The following is a 25,249-nucleotide window of genomic DNA, read 5'->3' as shown; positions in this document are numbered from 1 at the left end:
ACTGTGCTGCCAAAAGGTGCGCTTAAAGTGTGCGGCAGAAGCGGCCAAATGCCTCTTGACCGATTTCATCGCGTTTGAACACGCCGGCATCTTCCAGCACGCGGGCAAAGACGCGGCCCACAGCTTCTTGCAGCTGGGCTTCTGCATTCTCCGGCGTCCACTGGTATTTGGCCTTAAGCTGGTCCGCCCAGGCTTTGTGCATCGGCTTCATGTCATTGGCTTCACCTAATAAATATTTTTGCACCTCAGCCAATTCCGTCTTAAGCCGTGCCGGTAAAATGGCGCGTCCCATCACTTCAATCAGTCCGATATTTTCCTTTTTAATATGTTGGACATCCTGATGCGGGTGGAAAATACCGTCAGGATACTGCTTACTGGTCTGATTGTCACGCAAAACCAGATCAAGTTGGTATTCGGAGCCGACACGACGGGCAATCGGCGTTACGGTATGATGCGGCTTACCGTCCACAAACGCCCGTACATCAACGGATTCATCCGTATACTGATCCCATACCTGCCGAACATGTTCAGCGGCATTCACCAGTTCCTCGCGATCAGCGCTGACCAAGCGAATGACACTCATCGGCCACTTCACGATACCCGCGAAAACATGCGGATGGCCGCTAATTTCGACTTGGGTCTCAATCGGTGCCTTAGCCATCGGGAACGTATGCCGGCCACCTTGGTAATGCTCGTGAGCCAGCATCGAACCGCCAACAATTGGCAAGTCCGCGTTGGAGCCGACAAAATACGTCGGGAACATAGCCACAATCGCCAACAGATTTTCAAATGTGCTCTGATCAATCACCATCGGTTCATGAATGGCATCCAAGAAGATCGCATGCTCGTTGAAATAAGCATATGGCGAGTACTGGAAGCCCCAGGTTTTCCCACCTAACAGGAAGCGGATAATCCGGTGGTTGGTACGTGCAGCAAAATTACTGCGGCCTGCATAACCTTCCGTTTGCAGGCACAACGCACATGCCGGATAACCGGACTGGGCGTGGGCTGCTGCGGCAATATCTTTCGGATATTTTTCCGGTTTGGAGAGGTTGACCGTAATTTCCAAGTCGCCATACTCGGTTTTAGCCGGAAAGACCAGATTCTTGGCAATCGCCCGAGTTTGAATGTAATTATTCGCCCGACTCAAAGCAAAGAACCAGTCAGTTGCGACCCGTGGACCCGCCTGATACTTATCCCAGAACATTTGGTTGACGCGACTCGGAGTCGGTGTGGCAAAATCCATCAGCTGCGCTTCAAGAATCTGGCGGGCTGACTGTGAATCCGGAATTTTACCGTTATCCTGGGCAGCTTGAACCATCAAATCCAGATTCTTCAACGGATCCTTATCACCTGGCAGGTCCAGTGCCGCATCCCCGATTAGGTTCAGCAACTTGTTGGTCAGGTACACGGCGTCCATGTGGGTATAATCAGGATTCAGCTTGATAATGGTCTCAATATGATTGGTAATTGCGGTCAATTACGGTCACCAAAACCTTCCGGATGATTCTCGTGCCAGTTCCAGGCAGTCTCGATAATTTTGTCGATGTCGTCATAGTTCGGTTTCCAGCCTAAGATGTCGCGTGCCTTGTCCGAGCTGGCGATTAAGGTACTTGGGTCGCCTGCACGCCGCGGCGCCATGGTTGCCGGGATCTTCTGGCCGGTCACTTTACGCGCGGCATTCAGGATTTCCATATTTGAGAAGCCGTGTGCGGAGCCGATATTGAAGGCCGATGACTGGTTACCCGCGTTCAAATACTTCAATGCCAGTACGTGGGCATCAGCTAAATCAACCACATGTACATAATCACGAACATTGGTGCCATCCTTGGTTGGGTAATCATCGCCATAGATTTGCAGACCGGTACGCGTCCCTGCTGCAACCTGCAAGATGATTGGGATCAAGTGGGTTTCCGGATGGTGATCTTCGCCAATCGAACCATCTGGCATTGCCCCAGCCACGTTGAAGTACCGCAGTGCAACAAACTTCAGACCATAAGCAATATCGGCCCAGTGCATGATCTTTTCCATGGCCAGTTTGCTTTCGCCGTATGGGTTGGTTGGCACTTGCGGATCGGTTTCCTTAATCGGCACCTGCTTCGGTTCGCCATAAGTAGCAGCGGTCGATGAGAAGACAATCTTTTTAATGCCGAACTGGTTCATCGCTTCAAGCAGCGTGATCATGCCACCGGTGTTGTTGTCAAAATACTTCAGTGGATCTTTCATGGATTCCGGCACAATCGAAAAGGCCGCAAAGTGCACGATGCCGTCGATCTTTTCCTTGCTGAAAACTTGGCTCAGGAAGTGGTAATCGCGAATGTCGCCTTGGTAAAAACGGGCACGCGGATCAACCGCCTTGCGATGACCGGTAATCAAGTTGTCTAAAACAATAACATCTTCCCCGTCAGCCAATAGTTGCTTAACCGTATGTGAACCGATGTAGCCTGCGCCACCTAAAACTGCAATTGTCATGTTAATATTTTCTCCTTTACTTTTTGCTTCTGCATCCGTCTGCGCTGATTGATATTCCTATCAGCGTTAATTTAACTGCTTAGCTCCATCGGCAATGTCGGCCACATAGAAGTGGGCATCATAGCCGATCTTCTCAGTATAAGCTTTGCCGACGTTACTAATAAAGTCCTCGACGTCAGCGCTGTTAACAATCGCGATCGCGCAGCCGCCAAAACCGGCACCGGTCATCCGTGCACCTAAGACGCCGCGTTGTTTCAAGGCGTTGGTTACCAAAGTATCGAGTTCAACGCCGGTAACTTCATAATCAAAGGCCAAGGAAACCCCAGAGGCGGAAACCAGCTTGCCGAAGGTCGTCAGGTCGCCTTTTTGCAACGCCTGTGCCGCCGTCAGTGTCCGTTGGTTTTCAAAAACCGCATGGCGGGCACGTTTGATCAGAATCGGGTCATAAATGAGGTAGGTATTTTCGTCAAATTCGTCTTCAGTCAGCTGGCCAAGGCTCTTCACGTCGATGCCTTTTTGCAGCATCGCCAAAGCCTTTTCGCATTCACTGCGGCGTTCGTTGTACTTGGAATCAGCCAATTCGCGACGCTTGTTGGTGTTCATGATGACGATGACGTTATCGCCCATTTCAACCGGCAGATACTCGTATTTCATCGTGTTCGTGTCCAGCAAGGTTGCTTGGTTGGCGCGGCCCATTTCGATGGCAAACTGATCCATGATCCCGGAGTTAACGCCGATATAATCGTTTTCGACTTTCACGCCGAATTTAACCAAATCCAACGGGGCAAATCCGCCGTCAAAAAGATTGTTCAGAATCGTGCCGACCAGCATTTCCAATGAAGCCGAGCTCGACAAGCCGGCGCCATCCGGCAAATTACCATTAATATAAACGTTCAGGCCGTGGGTATAATTAATGCCCGCCGTCTTCATCACGCGCGCCATACCCTGGAAATAATCCGTCCACAAGCCGCGCTTTTCCTGGAAAAGATCCGGGAACGGAATGTCGATGATACCAACCTTAGGGAAGTTAGCTGAATACAAACGGAACGCATTGTCTTCATTAGCACCAACCGCGGCATAAGTACCAAGCGAAATCGCGCAAGGGAAAACGTGCCCGCCATTGTAATCGGTATGTTCACCAATCAGGTTAATCCGTCCCGGCGCGAAGAACGTATGCTCCGCCTGCTTACCAAATTGCTCCGTAAAGCCTTTCGTGACATCTGTACTGTTCACTCTTGATTCCTCCTATGTTTAAAAAATACGTCAATTTGTTCGCGATTTTTGTAACCGTTTTTATTTTACTAAAAAAGTCGCGCAAATGGAAGCGCTATTGTCAAAATATTTTATTTGGATTGAGGCATATGTCCGTTCCTTGCTGTGTTATCTGGTTATGTTTTACTAAAATTTTAATATCCAACTGCCACTTACGCCGGATTGATCAGCGTGCTTGCAGGCACCCAAGTCATTTTAATTGACGCCTCCCAAAATCTGACGATAATGATCAAAGCAAAGGTCCGATATTGCAATGATTTAACCGCTTAGGCGCCGTGCACGATTGCGGTGCCGCCAAGGAGGTTTTGGCTTTTATGACAAATTTGGATTTAACCATCATTGTGCCAACGTACAATCTTGGCCGGTATTTGCCGGCTACCCTTAAAACCATTCAGGAACAAACAATTGATGTTGAGTTGTGGCTCATCGATGATGCTTCAACAGATCGGACGGCGCAAACAGCGGCCGATTTTGTGCGCGGCGTGCCAAATTACCATGCTACGGCTTTTGATCGTCATCGTGGTATTGGCGCCGCCCGCAACTTTGGGATTGATCATGCCAGTGGTCGGTTTATTGCTTTCGTTGATGGTGACGATTTGATCGCGCCTACTTTTGCCGAGACCCTTGTCCGCGGCTTCACGCCAGGTGTCGTTGCGACCGCGGTTGGTTACGATTGGTGGCATCGCAGCCGCGGCGGTCCTGATCGGTTCCGCTTATTGTCCCAGGCCGAAATGTTTGAACAGGTTTCTCATCACGGGACGGAAATCGGCGGGTATATCTGGAACAAGGCATTTTCCCACGCCGCCTTGGATGCGGGCAACATTCGCTACAAAGAGCAGCTGCGAATCGCCGAGGATTATGACTTCACAGCCGAGTATGTTGCTCATACCCGCGGCAAGTATGCGTACAATCCAACGGTTCTGTACAAAAAAATCAACCGCCCGAATAGCACGATGCACAATTTTTCTTGGGACGATCGGCGACAGGAAGACAAAATTTTTGACCACATTTATCAGCTCAAACAACTCATCTAATCAGCCTTACCTAACCCGGCCACCATGCCGGGTTTCGTGTTTCTGAATGCATAAGCCTAATGAAATTTAGGTGAATCTATATTCTCAATTGCGAATATAGGTCTTATGGTTAAAATAACTTATTATTTATATAAGCATAATGCTTGCATTCGTCCCGGCGATCGGGTATAACTATTACCGGAAACGTTTTCATTGTGTGCAATTATATTTCACTGGAGGTAGCTAATCGTGACAAACGAACAACAATATATTTTAGCGATTGATGAAGGAACGACCAGCACCCGGACCATCATCATCGACCATAATGGGCAAAAAGTGGCGGATGCACAACGCGAGTTTCCGCAGTATTTTCCGCATCCCGGTTGGGTAGAGCATAACGCTAACGAAATCTGGAACGCTGCCCTGTCAACGATTGCCACGGCTTTCATTGAATCCCATATTCAGCCGCGGCAAATCGTCGGCATCGGCATCACCAATCAGCGGGAAACCACGGTTGTTTGGGATAAGCAAACGGGTTTGCCGATTTATAACGCCATTGTCTGGCAATCACGGCAAACCAGCGAGATTGCCGACCAACTCAAAGCCGATGGATACGACGATCTCATTCACGATGCTACGGGCCTGCTAATTGATTCTTATTTCTCGGCGACCAAAATTCGCTGGATTTTGGATCACGTTCCGGGTGCACAGGAACGTGCGGAAAAAGGTGAATTGCTTTTCGGCACGATCGATACTTGGCTTTCCTGGAAGCTGTCCGGCGGTGCTATTCACGTCACGGATTACACCAATGCCTCGCGTACCATGCTGTTTAACATTCATAAGTTGGATTGGGACGACGAGATTCTGCGCATTTTGAACATTCCTAAGCAAATGTTGCCGGAAGTCCGCAGTAACTCGGAAATCTATGGCGATGCCGCTGCTTATCACTTCTTCGGCAGTACCGTTCCGATCGCCGGCATGGTTGGGGACCAGCAAGCCGCTTTGTTCGGCCAGCTGGCGATTCAACCAGGCATGGTCAAGAACACTTACGGAACCGGTGCCTTCATTGTCATGAACACCGGCGACAAACCCACCCTTTCCAATCACAACCTGCTGACTACCATCGGCTATGGTCTTGATGGCAAAGTCACCTACGCACTTGAAGGCTCGGTCTTCGTTGCCGGCAGTGCCATTCAATGGCTGCGCGATGCAATGAAAATGATTGAACGCTCAAGCGATTCCGAAGCCGCCGCTTTGGCATCAAAAAGTCAAAATGAAGTCTATGTTGTTCCCGCCTTTACCGGTTTGGGGGCTCCTTACTGGGATTCCGATGCCCGCGGTGCCATTTTCGGGATTACCCGCGGTACGACCCGCGAAGATTTTATTAAGGCAACTTTGCAATCGCTTGCATATCAATCCCGCGATGTTGTCGACACGATGAACGCCGATACCGGTATGCCGATTCCGGCACTACGCGTTGATGGCGGGGCTGCCAATAATGATTACCTGATGCAATTCCAGGCCGATATTCTAGGGATTCCGATCGAACGGGCCGCTAACCTTGAAACCACCGCGATGGGCGCTGCCTTCTTTGCCGGCTTGGCGACAGGCTTCTGGAACAACACCGACGAACTGCAAAGTATTGTCAAGGTCAGCAAGCGGTTTGAGCCACAAATGGACGCCGTCGATCGTGACTATCTGTACGAAGGCTGGAAGCAAGCGGTTGCCGCCACTCAGATGTACAAGCATCCGGACAAACACAACTAATTCTTTTTAAAAAAATCATTCAATCATTATTCAAAAGGAGTTTATAAAAATGGCATTTTCAAATGAAACCCGCAAACAAACGATTGAACAATTAAAGCAAACCGAACTGGATCTTCTGGTTGTCGGTGGCGGCATTACCGGTGCCGGAGTGGCGATTCAGGCGGCCGCAAGTGGCATCAAGACCGGCTTGATCGAAATGCAGGACTTTGCTGAAGGCACCAGTTCACGTTCGACCAAACTGGTCCACGGCGGCATCCGTTACCTTAAGACATTTGACGTTGGCGTTGTTGCCGATACCGTCAAGGAACGGGCCGTTGTTCAAGGCATCGCGCCGCACATTCCGCGGCCATTCCCGATGTTACTGCCGATTTTCCAGGAACCTGGCAGCACGTTTGATATGTTCAGCATCAAAATCGCGATGGATCTGTATGATCGGCTGGCAAACGTCGAAGGCTCGCAATATGCCAACTACACCGTTACGAAAGATGAAATTCTACAACGTGAACCGCAGCTTGAAAAAGACGGACTGCAAGGCGGTGGGGTTTACCTCGACTTCGTAAACAATGATGCGCGCCTGGTTATCGAAAACATTAAAGAAGCGGCTGAACTCGGCGGACTCATGGCCAGCCGCGTGAAGGCGATCGGTGTCTTGCACAATGACGCTGGCCAAGTCATCGGTTTGCGCGTCAAGGATCTTTTAGATGACAGCGAATTCGATATTCATGCCAAACTCGTGATCAACACCACCGGTCCATGGTCCGACAAGTTTAAAGCGCTCGACAAGAACGAAAATCAGGCACCTACCCTGCGTCCGACTAAAGGGGTTCACCTGGTTGTCGATGGTTCCCGTCTGCCGGTACCGCAACCGACTTATATGGATACTGGTTTGAATGATGGCCGGATGTTCTTCGTGGTACCGCGTGAAGGCAAGACTTATTTTGGCACGACCGATACCGATTACACCGGCGACTTCAAGCATCCACGCGTCGAGCAGGCCGATGTGGATTACCTGCTGAAGGTGATCAACAAGCGTTTCCCGGAAAGCCACATCACGATCGACGACATCGAAGCCAGCTGGGCCGGTCTGCGGCCACTGATTGCCAACAACGGAAGCTCTGATTACAACGGCGGTGGCGCCAACACTGGCAAGGTTTCGGATGATTCGTTCGAAGCCTTGGTCAAAGTCGTTAACGATTACGAAGATAACCAGGCAACCCGGTCCGATGTTGAGCACGCCATTTCCAAACTGGAGACCGCGCATGCCGAAGCGTCCCTGAGTCCATCCCAGATTTCCCGCGGTAGCTCCCTTCGCCAAGCCGATGATGGCATGATCACGCTGTCCGGTGGGAAAATTACCGACTACCGGAAAATGGCGGCTGGCGCCCTTGCCTTGATTCGTCGTGTCTTGGCTGAAAAATTTGCGACCGAAACCCGCACCGTTGATTCTAAAAAGCTTCAAGTCTCCGGCGGTCATTTTGATCCGACCAATGTTGACGATACGATTGCGTTCTACACTCGGATTGGGATTGACGCTGGCATGCCTGAAAAAGACGCCGCTGACCTTGCCAATCGCTACGGCTCCAACATCAGTCGCGTGGTTACGTATGCTGACGGCCAGCCGGCACCAGGTTTGAGCCTCAAAGAAACCATGAGCCTGCGCTATTCAATCAATGAAGAAATGACGCTGACGCCGGTTGATTACCTGTTGCGCCGGACCAATGCCATTCTTTTCCATGCTGAAACGCTGGATGATTTGAAACAGCCGGTTGTGGACGAAATGGCCCGCATCTTGGGTTGGGACGAAGCAACCAAGGCACAACAGCTGGCTGATTTGGAACAGGCCATCAGTGAGAGTCGGTTGGATGACTTGAAGAAGGCGCCGGCTTCGGCTCCTCAAGCCTAGAAAGGGGCACCCATATGTGGACACAAGCATTAGGTGAATTCATTGGTACCTTCGTTTTAATCCTCCTTGGCGATGGCGTGGTCGCAGGCGTGTCACTAAACAAATCCAAAGCTAATGGTGCCGGTTGGGTTGCCATTACCCTAGGATGGGGATTGGCCGTGACCATGGGCGTTTATACCGCCGCCTTCTTAGGACCGGCACACCTTAACCCAGCAGTCACCGTCGCATTTGCTGCGATTGGCAAATTCCCTTGGGCGTGGGTCATGCCATTTATCATCGCCCAGTTACTGGGTGCGTTGCTCGGAGCAGCTGCTGTCTGGTTGCATTACTACCCGCACTGGGCAGCCACCAAGGATCCTGCAGCAACCTTAGGCGTCTTTGCTACTGGTCCGGCCATTCGCAGTTACGCGGCCAACTTCATTTCCGAGTTCATCGGCACTGCCGTCTTGATTTTCGGACTGCTGGCCTTCACCAAAGGCAAATGGACAGATGGTCTGAATCCAATCGGCGTCGGCATCCTGATCACCGCGATTGGCTTATCACTTGGCGGCACCACCGGTTATGCCATTAACCCGGCGCGAGACCTTGGACCGCGGTTGGCGCACGCTATTTTACCAATTGCCAACAAAGGCGACTCCGACTGGCCATATGCCTGGGTACCGGTTTTAGGCCCACTGGCAGGCGGTGTGGCAGGCGCGTTGATCTTTGCGGTTTTGCCATAATCATCAATTCATTTGAACCACAAAAACCGACATCGCGATTGATGTCGGTCTTTTGTATACCCTTGACTCATCCCTGAAAAGTAAGCTTCATGTAGGTTAAAACGTATCATTCAAGATGTTCTGATTGTTGCGAACGTCCTTCCCTTGGCTATACAACGATAGTCATATCAGTGAAGATTCTATGCTTCAGCCTCTTTTCCAGCAGCAACCTGCTTTTCGTCATTGACCAATTTAGCATCGTACAGTTTGATAAACGGAAACCAGATCAGAAATGCCACGACGCCACACAGGATCGCCACAATTACCGCTCGTATATCGACGGTGCTGATCAGTGCGCCGAAGCCCATTGGTGATGGCCATGGTGCCTGTGTGATGATCGGATTGATTAATCGAAAATAAAAGGCAGCGTAAGCCAATGAAGCGCTTGCCATCGGTGCCAAGAAGAATGGAATCGCCAGATAAGGATTATAAACGATTGGCAGACCGAAAATTAGAGGCTCATTGATATTGAAAAATGCTGGCGCTAACGATGCTCTCCCCAAAACCTTCAGCTGTTCCGAGCGTGCAGCAAAGGCAATGAAAATGCAAAGACCAAGTGTGGCCCCGGAGCCACCCATAATCGCAAATGAATTGTTGAATTCCCCGGCAAACGGAATATGTGCACCTTTTGCATTAGCAGCCATGTTGGTCAGCAAAATCGGACCGATAAAAGCACTGATAATGTTTGCGCCATGAACACCGACAATCCACAGAGCATGGATCAAGAATTCGATGACGATGACGCCGATCCATGTACTCGTCAGATTGGTGACAAAACTAAACGGAATTGAAATCATTTTGAAAATATCCGTCCCTAACAAGACAAGCGAGCCATTGATGACCATCACAACAAGGGCAATGACAGCGGTTGGAATCAGAGCAGTGAACGAACGGGAAACACCTTCAGGAACAGCTTCCGGCATTCTAATCGTCCAATTATGCTTGACACAAAATTTGTATAAATAGACAGCCACAATCGCCATAATAATTGCTGTGAAAATGCCTGAAGTTCCCAGACGATCGATCGTTGCCGTCATTCGAAACCCACTGATCACCTTCTCTTTTGGCGTAATAGAATTAAGTAAAATGATCTTCCCGCCCTTAACGACCAGCTCGGGCAAACACATGAAAAAGGCAAAAAGTGACAAGAACGCGCCGTTTAGCGGTGCAACTTTCAGCTTATCCTCTGTTTGAATGATTCTGGTCAGCTCATAGCCGATCGCCAGCGCAAAGTACATCGCCAAAATACCCATGGTTGCAGTGTTGATAACCATATAAAGATCACTGAACTTCATAAAGGTGGCGTTCCAAAAACCGGCTGTCACCGGCCAAACTAAAGGGATAACATTAAGAACCAACACCATTGAACCGACAATTGTGAAAGGAATACTCGCCATGCCGGCTGCCATGACCGCACGTACAATCCGATACTGGGCAACCTTCGACATGGGTTTAAGCAAGGTCTTCGTCATAAAATTGAAAAAGCGCCCGTTATTTTCCATTACAGATTCCTCCTACTTTTATGAGCGGGCCAACGCGGTAATACTTGCGATGACACCAAAAATGACACTTAACAGTCCTTGACGCGAGGAACGAAATTAGCTTCCCCCTCTAAAAACTCAAACACGCTGACTTTCGTTACTTCTGAAGCGTTGCTTGATATGCCTTCAAACGACCATAAAATCGATCCTTGTTCTGCTCAATCAAATGCAGCCGGCGTAACGACCAGCCACCAAGGCCAATACCGATCAGCAAAATCAAAAGAACAATGCCGCGATTGTTATTCGTGTCGCGAACAAAGGGGTATAACGCATTGAATAGTGGCGTCACGATCAAAATACTGAGGCCAATGTTCACCCCTGTTTGGCACCGGAAATAAAGTGTGGTATATGGCAAGTGATTCGTTGGGGTGCCAAAGAGTTTAATTTGTTCATAGATCACCGGAATTGCAAGCACCATTAACCCCACCGGCAGCCATTTGCTCCAAAGATTGCTAGCAATGATTGCCCACCAAAGATTAGCAAAGAAGAACACAGCGGTTAGATAGCGAATACCCAAAAATCGATTGAACCGCATACTTTGTAAACTAAGTGCTTGGCGATTTTTATCAATGGTCGTCGTTGTTTGTGTTTGTATGTTCTCACTTGCCTTTATCTTCCGGTTCATCGTTTTTCAACTCCCCTGCAGCAGCTTGATTGCGATAAAGGTGCTCCATTTCCAGTGCAACTTCGCGTAACGTCATCGTGGTCATCAAGTGGTCCTGGGCGTGAACTAAAATGATCTCCATCTCGATTTTTGTACCACTGGCATATTTCTTTAAGAGGTCGCTTTGCGATTGATGTGCTAGCAAAAGTTCGTCATTTGAAGCCTTTAATCGTTCATCGGCTTTATCAAAATCGCCAACACGCATAGCCGCGAACGCCTCATGAATCATGGTTCTTGAATTACCGCTATGCAAAATAATTTCAAATTCAATTAATTGAATATCATCTGAATTCATCGGCACTATTCCTCCTCCATCATTTGTAAAAAGCGGTGACGAAAACTTTTAAAATCAGGGGCTGCCACTAATGATGTTTGCCAATCCGCATGGTCAGTCAACGCAACAATTGTCTGGGTGACTGAGGTCAGCCCTCGATTTCCCAAATAAGAAGGTGACAGAAGAAACACGAGCTGGACAGCTGAAAAGCTTTCGGACCATTTCAATCCCGCAGGAATGACGCCAATGGCAATTTGGGTAAATTGGCCGACTGGCATTGCCGGATGAGGAACAGCGATTTTTGGACTAAATATAATACTGCTCATCTGTTCGCGTTGATGTACTTGCGCTTTTAACTCATCGGCAAAATTAGCCGGTTCAAGAAGCGCTAATTGAGCGCAAAGGTGATTTAAAACCGTCTCGCGATTAACCGGCTCTGTCCACCGTACAAATCGACTAGAACCAATAAATTGATCAAAAAGGCTTTTGTCGACAGCAGCAATAGCCTCGACTTTTGAAGTTGCTTTCCCATGTGGGCGATTATGCGTCTCCAAAAATTGACGAATCGCTCGGACATCCATTTCGCCCAAGAAGACACTGACCTGAATGACTGGGACACGCAGCACCTGGGTCGATAAATCAATCGCTGAAATGATTAGATCAACGTCAGCCAAACTTTCGTCATCGACTTCGTAATAACCTTTGACCCCGACAATATTCAGCGCCTCGCCAAATTCTTTTTGCACGCGATTATTGAGTAACTCTGCACTGCCATAACCGGTGGCACAGATGATCAAGGTTCGTAATTTATGCGCATTATGATACTTTTCGACTGCCGCCATGAGATGCATTGCCATATAGGCCGTCTCGTCATCGTTAATCGTGTACGCAGACAATATTTTTGACATTCTTAGAAAGCGCTTGGTGTCGGCAAAATATTGCGGATAGTGGGTCTTGATTTCTTTTAACAGTGGATTTTTAAGCTGAATGCCTTGCTGCAACCGCACTAGCATTGGCTTGATGTGTTCAGCTAGACTCTTTCTTAATGCGTAATCCGTGCTCACTGGATAACCTGTTTCTGTTTCGATTCGCTTAAGTACTTGATCCATGTCTTTCCAAAGAGCCTGGTCAGTCGAATCTTGCGGATTTCCCTTTGCCATCGCAACAAGCTGAATCGCTAAATAGGCGACTTCACTTTTCGAAAACTGCAATCCGGTACTTCTTGCGATCCGTTTCATGATCCGCTCAGCCACTGCATCATGCCGCTGATGTTCTGGCGCTTGTTCAACCTTCACAGGAGGTAAACTGTTCCCTTTTCGAACCCGCTCGATGCTGAGTGCCAGGTACAAGACAATATTTTGAATGATGAAATCCGACAGCCGTAAACTGGCTTCGCGGCATTCATCGATCACGACGATCGTCAGCTGTTCAAAACTGACATCGGCAAAGAAAGACTTATTTTCCATAAACCGTTGAAAGTTATTCTGACCATGGCTAAAGAAATAATCCAGAATGAAATGTCGCCGATTGCGTTCTGTCCCGACAACATAAAAGCCCTTGTTCGCCCTGCTCTCAAGATGCAACGCATAAGGCTCCAGCTTCTCACGGACAGCAATCATGTCTTTCGAAAGTGTTGAGCGACTGACAAACAGCCGATCAGCGAGATCATCCATGAGCAATGCCTCGTCCTCGATTAACAGTTTATTGAGAATATAATTCTGGCGATCAATCGACTCGGACGCCGTTGCAGTATCATCGACTTTTGGACTTAACACCTTATGCTGGTTAAAAAACAGATCAAACGCCACCGGGTGGAGAATATGTAAGCGATAACCGAAACTCGGCTTCGCTTCGAGACTCGCACCATGTTTTTCGATCATGACTTTTAAACTTTTAACATAGCTTCGGACCGTCCTAGGCGTCATCAAAAGTGTGTTTGCCAAGTCTTTACTCGTGACATATTGATCCTGATTCTCAACGAGATAAAGCATTAACTCGCGCTCTTTCTGCTTCATCCAGACGGCCTCCTCGATCCGGTCTTTGCTTCGCGGGTTTCTACATAAGCGTGTTGTCGTCGCCGACCTGAAGTAAAAGTAACTTCAGAGATTTTTTTCAACCAACTTGGCCATTTTCTCGATCCCCATCGGAATTGGAATGTAAGCATCAAATGGAATGCTGACGACTGGCTTACCTACCTCTTTGCCAACTTTCTGGAAGTTATCCAGATACATGTTGGTCTGCGGTGAAATCAGGAAAAGATCGAAGTCGCCGTTGCGGATTTCATCTTCACCTTCAGTTGCTGTGACAGCATCTAACTGAATGTCCTTACTATGTGCCTTAAAGTAATCTGTGGTTTTCTTTGCCATCATGGATGATGACATTCCTGCTGCACAGATGATCAATGCTTTTTTCACGATACAGTCTTCCTTTCCTACTTGACGGCCAGCGATCACACTGCCGACTGCCATTGCCTTAATTCAGATTCTCGCCGTTGGACGCGATGACCTGTTTGTACCAGAAAAATGAATCTTTACGGCTACGAGCAAGCGTTCCTTCGCCTTGGTTGTCCTTATCAACGTAAATGAAGCCATAACGTTTGTCCATTTCGCCGGTTCCGGCAGAAACCAGGTCAATCGGGCCCCACGGTAAGTAACCGATTAAATCGACGCCATCTTCCGTCACTGCCAGTTTCATTTGTTCAATATGTGCGCGTAAATAATTGATGCGATATGAATCGTGAATCTGACCATTCGCCTCGACTTTGTCATACGCGCCGAAGCCATTCTCAACAATGAACAACGGTTTCCGATACCGATCTGTCAGCCAATTCAGCGCGTACCGCAACCCGCGCGGATCAATTTGCCATCCCCAATCGCTAGCCTTCAGATAATTATTTTTAACCAGTTGCTTTAAGTCGAAATCGTCAAAAGATTTAGCTGGATCCTTTTTAACAGCGTGCGACATGTAATAACTAAGCCCAATATAGTCGACTGTGCCATTTTTCAGAATCTGGCGGTCTTCTGCAGTGATTTCAGGTGTAATGCCTTTGCGCTCCCAATACTTGAGCAACGTTGCCGGATAATCACCATGAACGTGCACATCAGCAAAATAGTAATTGTGTTCCATCGCTTTTTGCGCCAACAACACGTCCTCAGGATTCATGCTGTATGGATAAATCGGCCCCATCGCAATCATGCAACCGATTTGCAGCGTTGGATTGATCGCATGCCCGATTTGCACGGCCTCTGCACTGGCAACCAATTCATTGTGGGCTGCCTGATACATGATGGCCTCCCGATCATCGCCAGGTTGATAACGTAAACCCGAGTTGGTGAATGGTGCAAAATCATCGACAAAATTTGCCTGATTGTTAATTTCGTTAAATGTCATCCAATACTTAACCTTGTTCTTATACCGTTCGAAACAGGTAGTAGCGAACCGAACAAAAAATTCAATCAACTTACGGTTTCTGAATCCGCCATATTCGGTCACAAGGCGATACGGTAATTCAAAATGTGACAAGGTGACAATAGGTTCAATGCCGTTCCTCAGTAGTTCATCAAAGAAATCATCGTAAAACTGTAAGCCCGCTTCGTTTGGCTGAGTCTCGTCTCCATTCGGATAAATTCGCGTCCACGCAATCGAGGTTCGAAAACTGTTGAAACCCATTTCCTTGAATAAAGCGATGTCTTCCTTGTAGCGATGATAGAAATCGATCCCATCATGGTTCGGATAGTATTCTCCAGGAACCACGCCGTCTGTGATCGTCCGCGCTTTTTCCGGACCACCCACCGTCATAACGTCGGCAACACTGACACCCTTTCCGTCTTCTTGCCAAGCGCCTTCCAGTTGATGGGCAGCAACCGCACCACCCCATAAAAAGTCTTTAGGTAACTCTGTTGTCATGTTTGAACCTCCTCCTCTTGTTCTTACATGAACCAGCATAATATGTAACCGGTTACACGACCATATCAGCTTTTTCCGCATAAATGAGGAAACGGACTAGCAAAAAAGAAGCAGTCGTATTTTTAACCGATTCCTCTGCGCTGCATTTGTCTACTAAAAAACGGCTCCCATTTAGGAAGCCGCCAATCGTTCGAACGATTTATCAACATTGCGGGTGACTAGGCCGCGATGATCTTCGAATGACACTTATACTTAGCTCTAAAAACACATTATCATTTTCGGTACTTGCTGTCATTTTTTTGAGTTCCGAATCACTTCATCAACCGCGCCACCCGCTCCTGCAACGCCGGAACGACCTCATCCATGAACCACGGATTGCGATTCACCCAGCCGTAGTTCAACGGCGAAGGATGGACGATGGGAAAGTAGGTCGGCAGATATGCCCGGAAATTTTTGACGGTCGCCGTCAGCGTCTTTTCCCGGCGTTTGCCAAGGTAGTACTTTTGCGCATAGGCACCGATCACAATGGTCAATTGGATGTGTGGCATCAGTGCCAGCAGCGGGGGATGCCACTTAGCCGCAAAGTCTTTTCTTGGCGGTAAGTCCCCTGACTTGCCTTTTCCCGGATAATAAAAGTCCAGCGGCAGGACGGCGATTTTGCCGCTGTGATAAAACTGGTCGTTCGTCACGCCCATCCAAGTGCGCAAACGGTCACCGCTTGGATCATTCCAATAAGTTTTCGTGGTTTGCGCTTTCCGGCCAGGCGCCTGACTCGCAATCAAAATGGTTGCGTCTGGCTCGATATGGTAAAGCGGATCCCACCCCTGCGCAGTGAAGTCTGCATTGGCCGGATCACGCCGGATTGCTTCAAAAATCTGATTGGCTGTTGTCACGCCTGAATGCCTCCTTGTCGATATCTCGGCCATGCTTTGGTCCGTTCAAAATCAGCCGCAAGCGTCCGGGCATCCTTAATCAACGTTTCCGGATACGCCATTGTGGCCAATAAGGTGATCGCATTATGCGACGTCGCCGGACCTTGATGCAGCAAGTAGTCAAAGACAACGCCATCCTTTTTGGTGACCTTTTCCTGAAAATGCCAGTTGACGCATTGTTCGCCCATGATATCGGTCAGCTCGTTATCATGCGTCGCGACTACTACCAAACTAGGATAATGGCTCAACCAGTTGATCACACTGGCCGATGCGGCAATTCGTTCGACCGTATTGGTGCCCTTCAGAGTTTCGTCGATGAAACCATAAATTCGCTTGTTGGTTGCAACCGCATTTAAAAGCCGATGAATCGCCTTGATTTCAGCTACAAAATAGCTGTCGCCTTCACTTAAATCATCCCGGATCGCCATAGCCGTGATCACCAGCCCCGGTTGGATCGACATGTCCTTAGCCAAAACTGTGTTGATCGTTTGCGCCAGAATTGCATTGACGGCAATGCTTTTGACATACGTTGATTTACCAGACGCGTTGGCACCGGTAATCAAGGCGTTCTTCTGCCAGTCAACCGGATTGGCCACCGGATGTTTGAGCAACGGATGAACCAGCTCCTTCGCTGTCAGCCCGCCATCCGCAAAAACCGGTTGACTGCTGTCTGCATGCGCCTCGCGAAAATTAGCAATCGCAATCGCCAACTCCAAGTCGCCCAACGCCTGCCACAAAGTCAACGCCCCCGCATGCCGACTATGCAATCGCGTCAGGACGTTGTTATAGGCGATAAAGCCCAGCATAAACATACTGCTAAAATATTCGGTCATCATATCGGCACTGCTGTTATCGCGCGTGCGGAAAACAAAGGCAAGCCGCGTGATCCCGCGCATCGGCTTCAACGCGGTGCGCAAAGCCGCTTGCGTTGGTTGGCCAATTTTGACGAGATGCTCGGCCGTCACAATCGTCCGCACCAGATACCCCATCGCCATCACTTCGGCGTCCAGTGCCTCCCTTTTCAAAACGTAATAAAAAAGATTCACCATGAGGCTCAACGTCGCCAGAGCCACACCAAGCGCTGGTAACAACGGAATCAGGAGCAGGCCCAAAACCGGTAACCCGCCTAAAACCTTAAAGCGCCACGCATGCGGCAAGGCCTCTTGCGTCGTCGTGCGCAGATAATGCTGACTATTATTCGCCGCTTCCGTGCCCAAACCGGCAAACGCAAGCTGAACTTTTAGCCGCTCCTCGGCGTGCGTGCGAAAAAAGTCAATCAGCGTTTCGTTAACATCAGGCTTGCCCAAGTCGTAAGCCCGCAACTGAGCATACACCCGCTCCGCACCAACGCTGCTCTGTGTGGCGTTGAGTTGTTTAAACACCTCAAACATATCCAAATCCTGCCACGTCAAATCATCAATGAGACAATCATGATTAACCTGCGCCTCATGATCAAGATACGCCGCCTTCAAATAGCGCTCGCTACCACCACGTTTAACCGGCAACGTCCCCCAGTCAGCAAGCAGCTGCCGCTTCAACTTCGCCTGACGCCGCCACGCCAACAGCAGATTAAGCACAACGACGGCAACAGCAAAGCCGCCAACACCAAGCAAAATTATCACGGGTTGGGTCATATCGATCATCCCTTCTTATGCACCAGGTCACGGGTCCACGCCGGTCATTTATCACACAAATCTAATGATATTATCTCTCGTGCAAAGATAAAAGACAAAAAATAGACGAATCAACTTCCTGCGACGTTATGCGGAAGATTAATTCGTCTGTTTCTAAAGAAGCTAAAAAGAAATTCGGAGAATATTTAGTTGCATCCTTGAAAAGCCCAGTGCCAAAGCGGAGCAATCGGAGGCCAGATGGGGCTCAGGGGTGACATTGTTGTAGGCGGGGCGCCCTTTGCCCCGCCTACAACAAGGCCGAGCTTTAAGACTCAGCCGTTTTTGCTGAGGCTTAAAGTCGTGCCCACCCCTCTAGCTTCGCGGTCGCCAGCCCCCGGCCCCGCCGGAGATTGCGTAGTTTGGCACGGCACGGGACTCATTACCTCAATTTTTCCGTCACACTTAAGCCTGCCGCAACGACTCCGGATAAATAGCTTCCACCTGCTTCTGCGCCGTCTCATGCTGCATAAACTCGTCATAACTGGTGTCAGCCCGATCAACAACACCCAGTGGCCCGACCTCGATGATATGATCCGCAATGGTCTGGATGAACTGGTGATCATGACTGGTAAAAATCACGGAACCCTTAAAATCAATCAACGCATCGTTCAGACTAGTAATACTTTCCAAGTCAAGATGGTTAGTCGGATCATCCATGATCAACACATTGGCCTTACTTAGCATCATCTTCGCCAGATACGACCGCACCTTTTCGCCACCAGACAGGACATTCAACTGCTTAAGCACCTCATCGCCGGAGAAAAGCATCCGCCCGAGGAACCCGCGCAAGAACGTATTATCCTGCTCATCTTGCGGCGCAAATTGGCGCAACCAATCCAGAATATTAAGGTCAGCGTGATCAAACTCGGGATTGAGATCCTTAGGCATGGCGGCACGACTGGTCGTGACACCCCAGGTAATCGTGCCGCTATCCGGCTCCATCTCACCTGCCAACAGCTGCATCAACACCGTTGCCGTCACATCGCTGCGGCTGATAATGCCGGTTTTATCACCCGGCCGCAATATGAAACTGACATCTTTCAGCACCTGTTGCCCGTCAATCGTCTTGGAAACATTTTCGACCCGCAACAAATCGTTCCCGATCGCCCGCTCAGGTTCAAACTTGATATACGGATACTTGCGGGAACTCGGTCGAATATCGTCCAAAGTAATCTTTTCAAGCTGCTTCTTACGCGACGTCGCCTGCTTCGACTTGGATGCATTAGCCGAAAAGCGGGCAACGAATTCCTGCAGCTGCTTGATTTGTTCTTCTTTTTTGGCATTGGCCTGACTCTGCAGCTGCAACGCCAACTCGGAACTCTGCTTCCAAAAGTCATAGTTCCCGACGTAAAGCTCGATCTTGCCAAAATCAACATCGCACATCATGGTACAAACCGCATTCAGAAAATGCCGGTCATGGGAGACAACCAACACAGTATGCTCATAGTCCGCCAAAAAGTCTTCGAGCCAGCTAATCGCCTGGGGATCAAGACCGTTTGTCGGCTCGTCCAGCAGCAACACGTCCGGCTTACCGAACAACGCTTGCGCCAAAAGCACCTTGACCTTCTCCCCTTCAGGCAGATCGGCCATAAGCTTTTGATGTTCGCTTTCCCGGATACCCAGCGACTGCAACAATTGCGATGCATCGCTTTCCGCATTCCAGCCGTCCATTTCCGCAAACTCGCCTTCAAGTTCGGCAGCCTTGTTACCGTCTGCTTCACTGAAGTCCGCTTTAGCGTATAGCGCGTCTTTTTCCGTCATCACTTGATACAGACGTTCCCACCCTTGTAAAACCGTGTTCATGACGGTCTGGTCATCGAACGCAAAGTGATCCTGTTTCAGGCTACTCATGCGCTCATTAGGTGACAGACTGACAGATCCGGTTGTCGGTGTCAGCTCACCTTCAAGAATTTTGAGAAAAGTCGATTTGCCCGCCCCGTTGGCACCAATAATGCCATAACAATTACCGGGCGTGAATTTCAGGTTAACGTCTTCGTACAGCTTTCGGTCCGAGAACGTCATCGAAACATTGTTTACTGTGAGCAATTTCATACCTCGCTTAAAAGATTTCTACATATATTATCAGATTATCGCGGGTTTCACAAATAACGCTGTTTCGTCAAACATTCTCAGTTCGGCTGACCGGCTAAAACTCGATAGAAATAATATTAGGGTTGTCGGCATAAAACATCAGCAAGCGCCGCATATCTTCGTTGGCCCTGCTTTCGACATGCAGGCTCATTTTCACCTCATCGCCTTCATGCTTGATGGAGACGTTCAAGACTTTGATGTGATACTTGCCAAGCGTCTGACGCATGTGTTCCATATCAAAGCCTTCATTGCGAATCCGAATCGTCAAAACCCCATTGTCGCCACTTGGCAGCCAACGATAATGGTGATGCAGGACTACCTGAATGCCCAAGACGAGCGCCGTCGCCGACAAACCCAGAATATACAGTTTGGCACCAATCGCCATCCCGACAGCAGCCGTGGTCCAGACACTGGCAGCAGTCGTCAAGCCATTGACGTTGTTGTGCCGCACCAAAATCGCACCGGCGCCAAGAAAACTGACCCCACTCACGATCTGCGCCGCGACACGAGACGGATCCAATGCGATATTTTTCAAATTCAAAATATCAAAGAAACCATACTTAGAAACAATCATAATCAATGCCGAACCCAGCGCGACAATCATGTGCGTTCGGATACCGGCATTTTTAAAGCGATTTTTGCGTTCAAACCCAATGGTAAACCCGCAAAACGCTGCGACCAGCAGTCGAATGACGAGTTCGACTTGATCCATTATTGTCATTGTCAAAACATCACAACCTTTGTTCTTACTTTACCACCCAAGGCAACGGTTTAAAACGCACGAATGGGACCCCCGACTCAGCGTGGACGTTTAACGAAAAAAGTTCAATGATAGCGGCCGCTGACAGCCTTCACGACTGCCAATACAGCTGCTTAACCAAATCATCCTGTCCAGGTGAAAATCGTTGCAATCCCTACCTGCTATGCTACACTAAAACCAGATTAAAATGATTCTAGTTTGGAGGAGAAAGAATGGCAATTGATTTACGGGATGTACAGGACGTGTATAAAGATGCGGGGTCGGATATTATTTTTGCAACATTTGATCTTAAGCGGGAAGACGTCGCAAGCGACAAGGAGATGATTGCCGATTTGGCGGATCATCTGCCGGCCTTCATTAACAGTCTGAATATTCGTTATCCTGATGCAAAACTGGCAACGGCTTTCGGCTTTTCGCGGAAGGCGTGGGATTATCTTTTTCCTGATGCCGAACGACCAAAGGAGTTAGAAGAATTCCAGCCAATCGTGGGCCCTAAATACACCGCGGTTGCCACCCCGGCGGATCTATTCTTCCATATCCGGTCACAAAACTCCGCCGTACCGTTTGAATTGATGTCCGAAATCATGGAAATCATCGGCGACAACACGGTCACACTTGATGAAACCCATGGCTTCCGCTACTTTGAAGGCCGCGCCATCATCGGCTTTGTAGACGGCACGGAAAATCCCAGCGCACTGGACACACCGGAATACGCGGTGATCGGCGATGAAGACCCTGCGTTTGAAAATGGTTCGTATGCTTTTGCCCAGAAATACCAACATAACCTCGATGCTTGGAACAAACTCAAAACGGAAGACCAGGAAAAAGCCATCGGTCGCAAGAAGTTCAATGATTTTGAGTTAGCTGATGAGGAAAAACTGGTTAACTCGCACAACGTTGTGTCTCAGGACAACGAAGGCGGCGTGGAGCATAAGATCGTGCGCATGAACGTTCCCTTCAGCAATCCTGCCGAAAAAATCAACGGTACTTATTTCATCGGTTACGCCCGCCACTGGGCCGTCACCAAGCGAATGTTGCAAGGCATGTTCGATAACTCCGACCGCCTGCTCGACTTCTCGACGCCATTGACTGGTGAGCTGTTCTTTATCCCGTCCAAATCGGTGCTCGGGCAGATTGCGGATGGTGAGCTTTAAAAATCTGAATTTTTTAATCCTTGCCGTGCCAAACTCCGCAATCTCCGGCCAGCTGGGGCTGGAACGTGGTGGGCACGACTTTGAGCCTCAGCAAAACCGGCTGAGTCTCAAAGCTCGGCCTTGTACTACGCTGGGAGGACCGCCCAGCTAGTACAATTTCACCACTGAGCCCCATCTGGCCTCCGATTGCTCCGCTTTGGCACTAATGTTTTAAAGACTTAGACAAATTATCCTGTTGAAAAAACGAAAAGATCCTCTATGGACGAGAATCTTTTCTTTTTTGTCATACCTAGACAATCCTCTAGAGTAAAAACAATATCCACAGTGCTCGTGTCGTCATATTTATATAGACCAATCCGTTGAAGATCATTCATCCCCGTCGACCGTCAAGTTCTGGTGTCACATAACCTAACGCAGAAAATAATTTTTTGCAACCCAGAGAATCCTTTAACATCGGCAAGGTTATAATCCAGCCGAACATTGGTCTAGATAAATGCTAGATGGCCTAACCCTGCTTCGGCAAAAACCCGTGCTACAATACCACCATTCAAGATGAACGGGGTGGCACAGATGAATTTAGCCGATACAGGGTTTGTGATCATTGCAAGTGTGCTGGTTTGGTTTATGACACCAGGGCTAGCTTTCTTTTATGGTGGACTTGTTTCCAAACGCAACGTGATTAATACCATGCTTTCGGTCTTTTATATTACCGGCATTGCCATTTTATTGTGGGTCGCCGTTGGTTACGAACTGAGTTTTAACGGTAATCTATTTGGCGTCATTGGTCAGGTGCACCATTTTTTCCTGAGTGACATTTCGCTTGGCGCGGTCACGGCGGCGCGGATTCCGACCGGGGTTTATATTCTTTTCCAGATGATGTTTGCGATCATCACGCCGGCTTTGTTTGTCGGTGCGGTGGTCGGGCGAATGCATTTTAAATTTCTGACTTGCTTCATCGTTTTGTGGTCATTGCTGGTTTATTATCCGCTGGTGCATCTGATTTGGAGTCCAGATGGTTTGCTGGCAGGTCTCGGTGTTCTCGATTTTGCCGGTGGGACGGTGATCCATATTAATGCCGGGATCACGGCACTGACCCTTTCAGCGTTTCTTGGTCGCCGGACTGACGAGCATACGGTTCCTTACAATCGGCCATGGGTGCTGCTGGGAACCGCGATTTTATGGATTGGCTGGTATGGCTTTAATGCCGGGTCTGCGCTGGGTGTGAATCAAGCGGCCATGACCGCTGCCTTGACAACTTCGGTCGGCGCGGCGGCAGCGCTGGTCACCTGGATGTGTCTCGACATCTGGCAAACCGGGCATCCCACCTTGATTGGCACTTGTACCGGCGCTTTGTGCGGACTGGTCGGCATCACGCCCGCAACTGGCTATGTCACGAGTTTTGGCGCCGCCTGCATCGGCGTTTTGGCAACATTAGCCAGCTATTGGTTTATCAGCAAAGTCAAGCCGCGCCTCGGGATCGATGACACCTTGGATGCATTTGGCTGTCATGGTGTGGCTGGGATTATCGGCAGCATCCTGACCGGTGTTTTCGCCAGCAAGCAGGTCGCGCCGAACATTGCGCACGCCGGTCTGGCCTATAATGGCGGCTGGCATCTGCTGCTGATCCAGCTGGCCGGCACGGTAATTGTCATTGTCCTGGTTGGAGCAATGGTCACCATCATTACCATTGTATTATCACGATTTGTCAGCATCCGTGTATCCCCTGCCGCCGAAAAAATGGGCCTGGATTACAGTGAACACGCCGAACCGGTCGATGAAGAAGTGGCAGCTAGCTGGGAACATCACACACCTGTCAGTTCGTTTCCGGATGAGTTTAAGGGCCAACTACACGGCTTTGATCCGCGACCGCATCAGGATGATCGCTGATTGAATTACGATTAAAAGGTTGACTAAGAGGACACCAGCTGTAACCGTTCACTTTTCCTTACCCACTTCAAGGCACTTTAATTGTCTTTTTCCTTAATCATGGTTAAAATGCCGCTAGTTTAACATTGACGTGATGGAGGGAAGAATATGATCGGATATGGATTTAGCGAGGCAGGCGGTCCGGAAGTCATTGATGCGATTGAATTACCGACACCGCAACCGGGTCCGCGGGAAATTCAAATCAAAACAGAAGCAATCGGCTTGAACAACCGAGACCGGATCGCACGGCAAATGGGCGGCAGCGGCTTGACAGTGCCGGGCTATGATGTTGCTGGGATCGTCAGCGCAGTTGGCAGTCGCGTTACGCAATTTAGCAAAGGCGATCGCGTCATTGCCCGAACCACCAGCGCGTATGCCGAAATCGTGACCGCAGCGGCGGACATGAGCGTTTTATTGCCAGCTGCCATCACTGCGGAAACCGGCGTCGCGCTGATTACCCCTGGCGTCACCGGTTATCGCATGGTCGAACTCGGTAAAATCAAAGCCGGCGATACGGTGATTGTAAAAGGTGCTTCTGGTGGCGTCGGCTCTGCTGCAATCCAGCTGGCGGTAGAGCGCGGCGCTTCCGTGATCGGCATCGCCGCCAGCCGCCATGAAACCGAGGTCAACCGTCTTGGAGTCGAACATTTTGTTGCGTACGATCGTGGTAATCCTGTCGATGAGTTGCGTCAAACGGTTGATGTCGTGATTAATGCAGCGATGAATGGTCTCGGCGGTGATGACGACGTTGAAATGGCCAAGGACGGTGGCCTGATCGTTTCGGTTAGCCACACCGAACCCCTGCTAAGTCGCGGCGTTCGGTTCGTGCATACGCGACCACTCGGCGGCTCTGAAGTCGGTCGGGCGCTGCAAACGCTTGTTAATTTAATGGCGCAAGGAAAACTGACTGTCCAAGTCGGCTACGTGTTGCCATTTACCCGCGAAGGTTTTATCAAAGGCCATCAACTGCTCGATGATCCGCGGCATGAAGGCCGGATTGTCATTAAAGTTTCTGAATGATCAAACTTATTTTCGTCCTGATGATCAAACAATTGACTTAGAAGTGGTGCTTAGATCATCTGAAAATGCGAATATTAAAAACCGCGGTCACGCTAACCGCGGTTTTTTTGCATGTAACTT

General features: G+C 49.2%; 20 protein-coding genes. 7 read left to right on the top strand and 13 right to left on the bottom strand.

Annotated elements, in window-relative coordinates:
• Window positions 1-22: 22 nt before the first annotated feature.
• The 3 genes from GSO_RS14195 to GSO_RS14185 form a co-directional block, all read right to left on the bottom strand.
• Window positions 23-1,480 carry a UDP-glucose--hexose-1-phosphate uridylyltransferase gene (locus tag GSO_RS14195; RefSeq protein ID WP_010493475.1) on the bottom strand — a complete coding sequence of 486 codons (1,458 nt, stop codon included), beginning with the start codon at window positions 1,478-1,480 and terminating at the stop codon, window positions 23-25.
• Window positions 1,477-2,472: a UDP-glucose 4-epimerase GalE gene (gene galE, locus GSO_RS14190; RefSeq protein WP_010493474.1), complete on the bottom strand. Its 996-nt coding sequence runs from the start codon at window positions 2,470-2,472 to the stop codon at window positions 1,477-1,479. The genes GSO_RS14195 and galE overlap by 4 nt, the downstream gene beginning before the upstream one ends.
• Before the next feature lie 66 nt (window positions 2,473-2,538).
• The gene (locus GSO_RS14185; RefSeq protein WP_010493473.1) at window positions 2,539-3,705 is read right to left on the bottom strand and encodes a galactokinase; all 1,167 of its coding nucleotides are present in this window, start codon (window positions 3,703-3,705) and stop codon (window positions 2,539-2,541) included.
• A gap of 353 nt (window positions 3,706-4,058) precedes the next feature.
• Between GSO_RS14185 and GSO_RS14180 the strand changes: the two genes are divergently transcribed.
• The 4 genes from GSO_RS14180 to GSO_RS14165 all read left to right on the top strand — a co-directional run bounded on the left by GSO_RS14180 (window position 4,059) and on the right by GSO_RS14165 (window position 9,149).
• Window positions 4,059-4,778 (top strand): glycosyltransferase family 2 protein, encoded by a 720-nt coding sequence (locus tag GSO_RS14180; RefSeq protein WP_010493472.1) that lies wholly within the window; start codon window positions 4,059-4,061, stop codon window positions 4,776-4,778.
• A 228-nt stretch (window positions 4,779-5,006) separates the two neighbouring features.
• On the top strand, window positions 5,007-6,524 hold the full coding sequence (glpK, locus tag GSO_RS14175; protein ID WP_010493470.1) for a glycerol kinase GlpK: 1,518 nt from the start codon (window positions 5,007-5,009) through the stop codon (window positions 6,522-6,524).
• A 49-nt stretch (window positions 6,525-6,573) separates the two neighbouring features.
• A complete protein-coding gene (gene glpO, locus GSO_RS14170; protein WP_010493468.1) occupies window positions 6,574-8,427 on the top strand; it encodes a type 1 glycerol-3-phosphate oxidase in 1,854 nt (617 codons plus the stop codon).
• Window positions 8,428-8,441: 14 nt separating this feature from the next.
• Window positions 8,442-9,149, top strand: coding sequence for an MIP/aquaporin family protein (locus tag GSO_RS14165; protein WP_010493466.1), 708 nt, complete (start codon window positions 8,442-8,444; stop codon window positions 9,147-9,149).
• A 179-nt stretch (window positions 9,150-9,328) separates the two neighbouring features.
• Here GSO_RS14165 and celB read toward each other — a convergent pair whose 3' ends face one another.
• The 10 genes from celB to GSO_RS14115 form a co-directional block, all read right to left on the bottom strand.
• The gene (gene celB, locus GSO_RS14160) at window positions 9,329-10,690 is read right to left on the bottom strand and encodes a PTS cellobiose transporter subunit IIC (protein WP_010493450.1); all 1,362 of its coding nucleotides are present in this window, start codon (window positions 10,688-10,690) and stop codon (window positions 9,329-9,331) included.
• 136 nt (window positions 10,691-10,826) lie between these two features.
• Window positions 10,827-11,354, bottom strand: a complete 528-nt coding sequence (locus GSO_RS14155; protein ID WP_010493449.1) for a hypothetical protein — start codon at window positions 11,352-11,354, stop codon at window positions 10,827-10,829.
• Window positions 11,329-11,688 carry a PTS cellobiose transporter subunit IIA gene (locus tag GSO_RS14150; protein ID WP_010493448.1) on the bottom strand — a complete coding sequence of 120 codons (360 nt, stop codon included), beginning with the start codon at window positions 11,686-11,688 and terminating at the stop codon, window positions 11,329-11,331. The genes GSO_RS14155 and GSO_RS14150 overlap by 26 nt, the downstream gene beginning before the upstream one ends.
• Before the next feature lie 5 nt (window positions 11,689-11,693).
• A complete protein-coding gene (locus GSO_RS14145; RefSeq protein ID WP_010493447.1) occupies window positions 11,694-13,682 on the bottom strand; it encodes a BglG family transcription antiterminator in 1,989 nt (662 codons plus the stop codon).
• An 84-nt stretch (window positions 13,683-13,766) separates the two neighbouring features.
• Entirely contained in the window at window positions 13,767-14,081 is a 315-nt protein-coding gene (locus tag GSO_RS14140) for a PTS cellobiose transporter subunit IIB (RefSeq protein WP_010493446.1), read from the bottom strand.
• A gap of 58 nt (window positions 14,082-14,139) precedes the next feature.
• Entirely contained in the window at window positions 14,140-15,573 is a 1,434-nt protein-coding gene (locus GSO_RS14135; protein ID WP_010493444.1) for a 6-phospho-beta-glucosidase, read from the bottom strand.
• Between the two features lie 311 nt (window positions 15,574-15,884).
• Window positions 15,885-16,466, bottom strand: a complete 582-nt coding sequence (locus tag GSO_RS14130) for a uracil-DNA glycosylase family protein (RefSeq protein ID WP_010493443.1) — start codon at window positions 16,464-16,466, stop codon at window positions 15,885-15,887.
• Window positions 16,463-18,139, bottom strand: coding sequence for a MutS-related protein (locus tag GSO_RS14125; protein ID WP_010493439.1), 1,677 nt, complete (start codon window positions 18,137-18,139; stop codon window positions 16,463-16,465). The genes GSO_RS14130 and GSO_RS14125 overlap by 4 nt, the downstream gene beginning before the upstream one ends.
• A 441-nt stretch (window positions 18,140-18,580) precedes the next feature.
• Entirely contained in the window at window positions 18,581-20,224 is a 1,644-nt protein-coding gene (locus GSO_RS14120) for an ABC-F family ATP-binding cassette domain-containing protein (protein ID WP_010493437.1), read from the bottom strand.
• Between the two features lie 100 nt (window positions 20,225-20,324).
• Window positions 20,325-20,990, bottom strand: a complete 666-nt coding sequence (locus tag GSO_RS14115) for an MgtC/SapB family protein (RefSeq protein ID WP_044113037.1) — start codon at window positions 20,988-20,990, stop codon at window positions 20,325-20,327.
• Between the two features lie 251 nt (window positions 20,991-21,241).
• On the opposite strand from GSO_RS14115, the gene GSO_RS14110 reads away from it, so the two are divergent.
• The 3 genes from GSO_RS14110 (at window position 21,242) to GSO_RS14100 (ending at window position 25,129) form a co-directional block, all read left to right on the top strand.
• Window positions 21,242-22,183, top strand: a complete 942-nt coding sequence (locus GSO_RS14110) for a Dyp-type peroxidase (protein WP_010493433.1) — start codon at window positions 21,242-21,244, stop codon at window positions 22,181-22,183.
• A gap of 570 nt (window positions 22,184-22,753) precedes the next feature.
• Window positions 22,754-24,070, top strand: coding sequence for an ammonium transporter (locus GSO_RS14105; protein ID WP_010493431.1), 1,317 nt, complete (start codon window positions 22,754-22,756; stop codon window positions 24,068-24,070).
• 147 nt (window positions 24,071-24,217) lie between these two features.
• Window positions 24,218-25,129, top strand: a complete 912-nt coding sequence (locus GSO_RS14100) for a quinone oxidoreductase family protein (RefSeq protein WP_010493429.1) — start codon at window positions 24,218-24,220, stop codon at window positions 25,127-25,129.
• Window positions 25,130-25,249: the final 120 nt, after the last annotated feature.

The organism is Lacticaseibacillus zeae DSM 20178 = KCTC 3804 (assembly GCF_000260435.1).
Lineage (GTDB): Bacteria > Bacillota > Bacilli > Lactobacillales > Lactobacillaceae > Lacticaseibacillus > Lacticaseibacillus zeae.
Note: the sequence above shows the minus strand (reverse complement) of the source record. Positions and strands in the feature narration are given on the sequence as shown.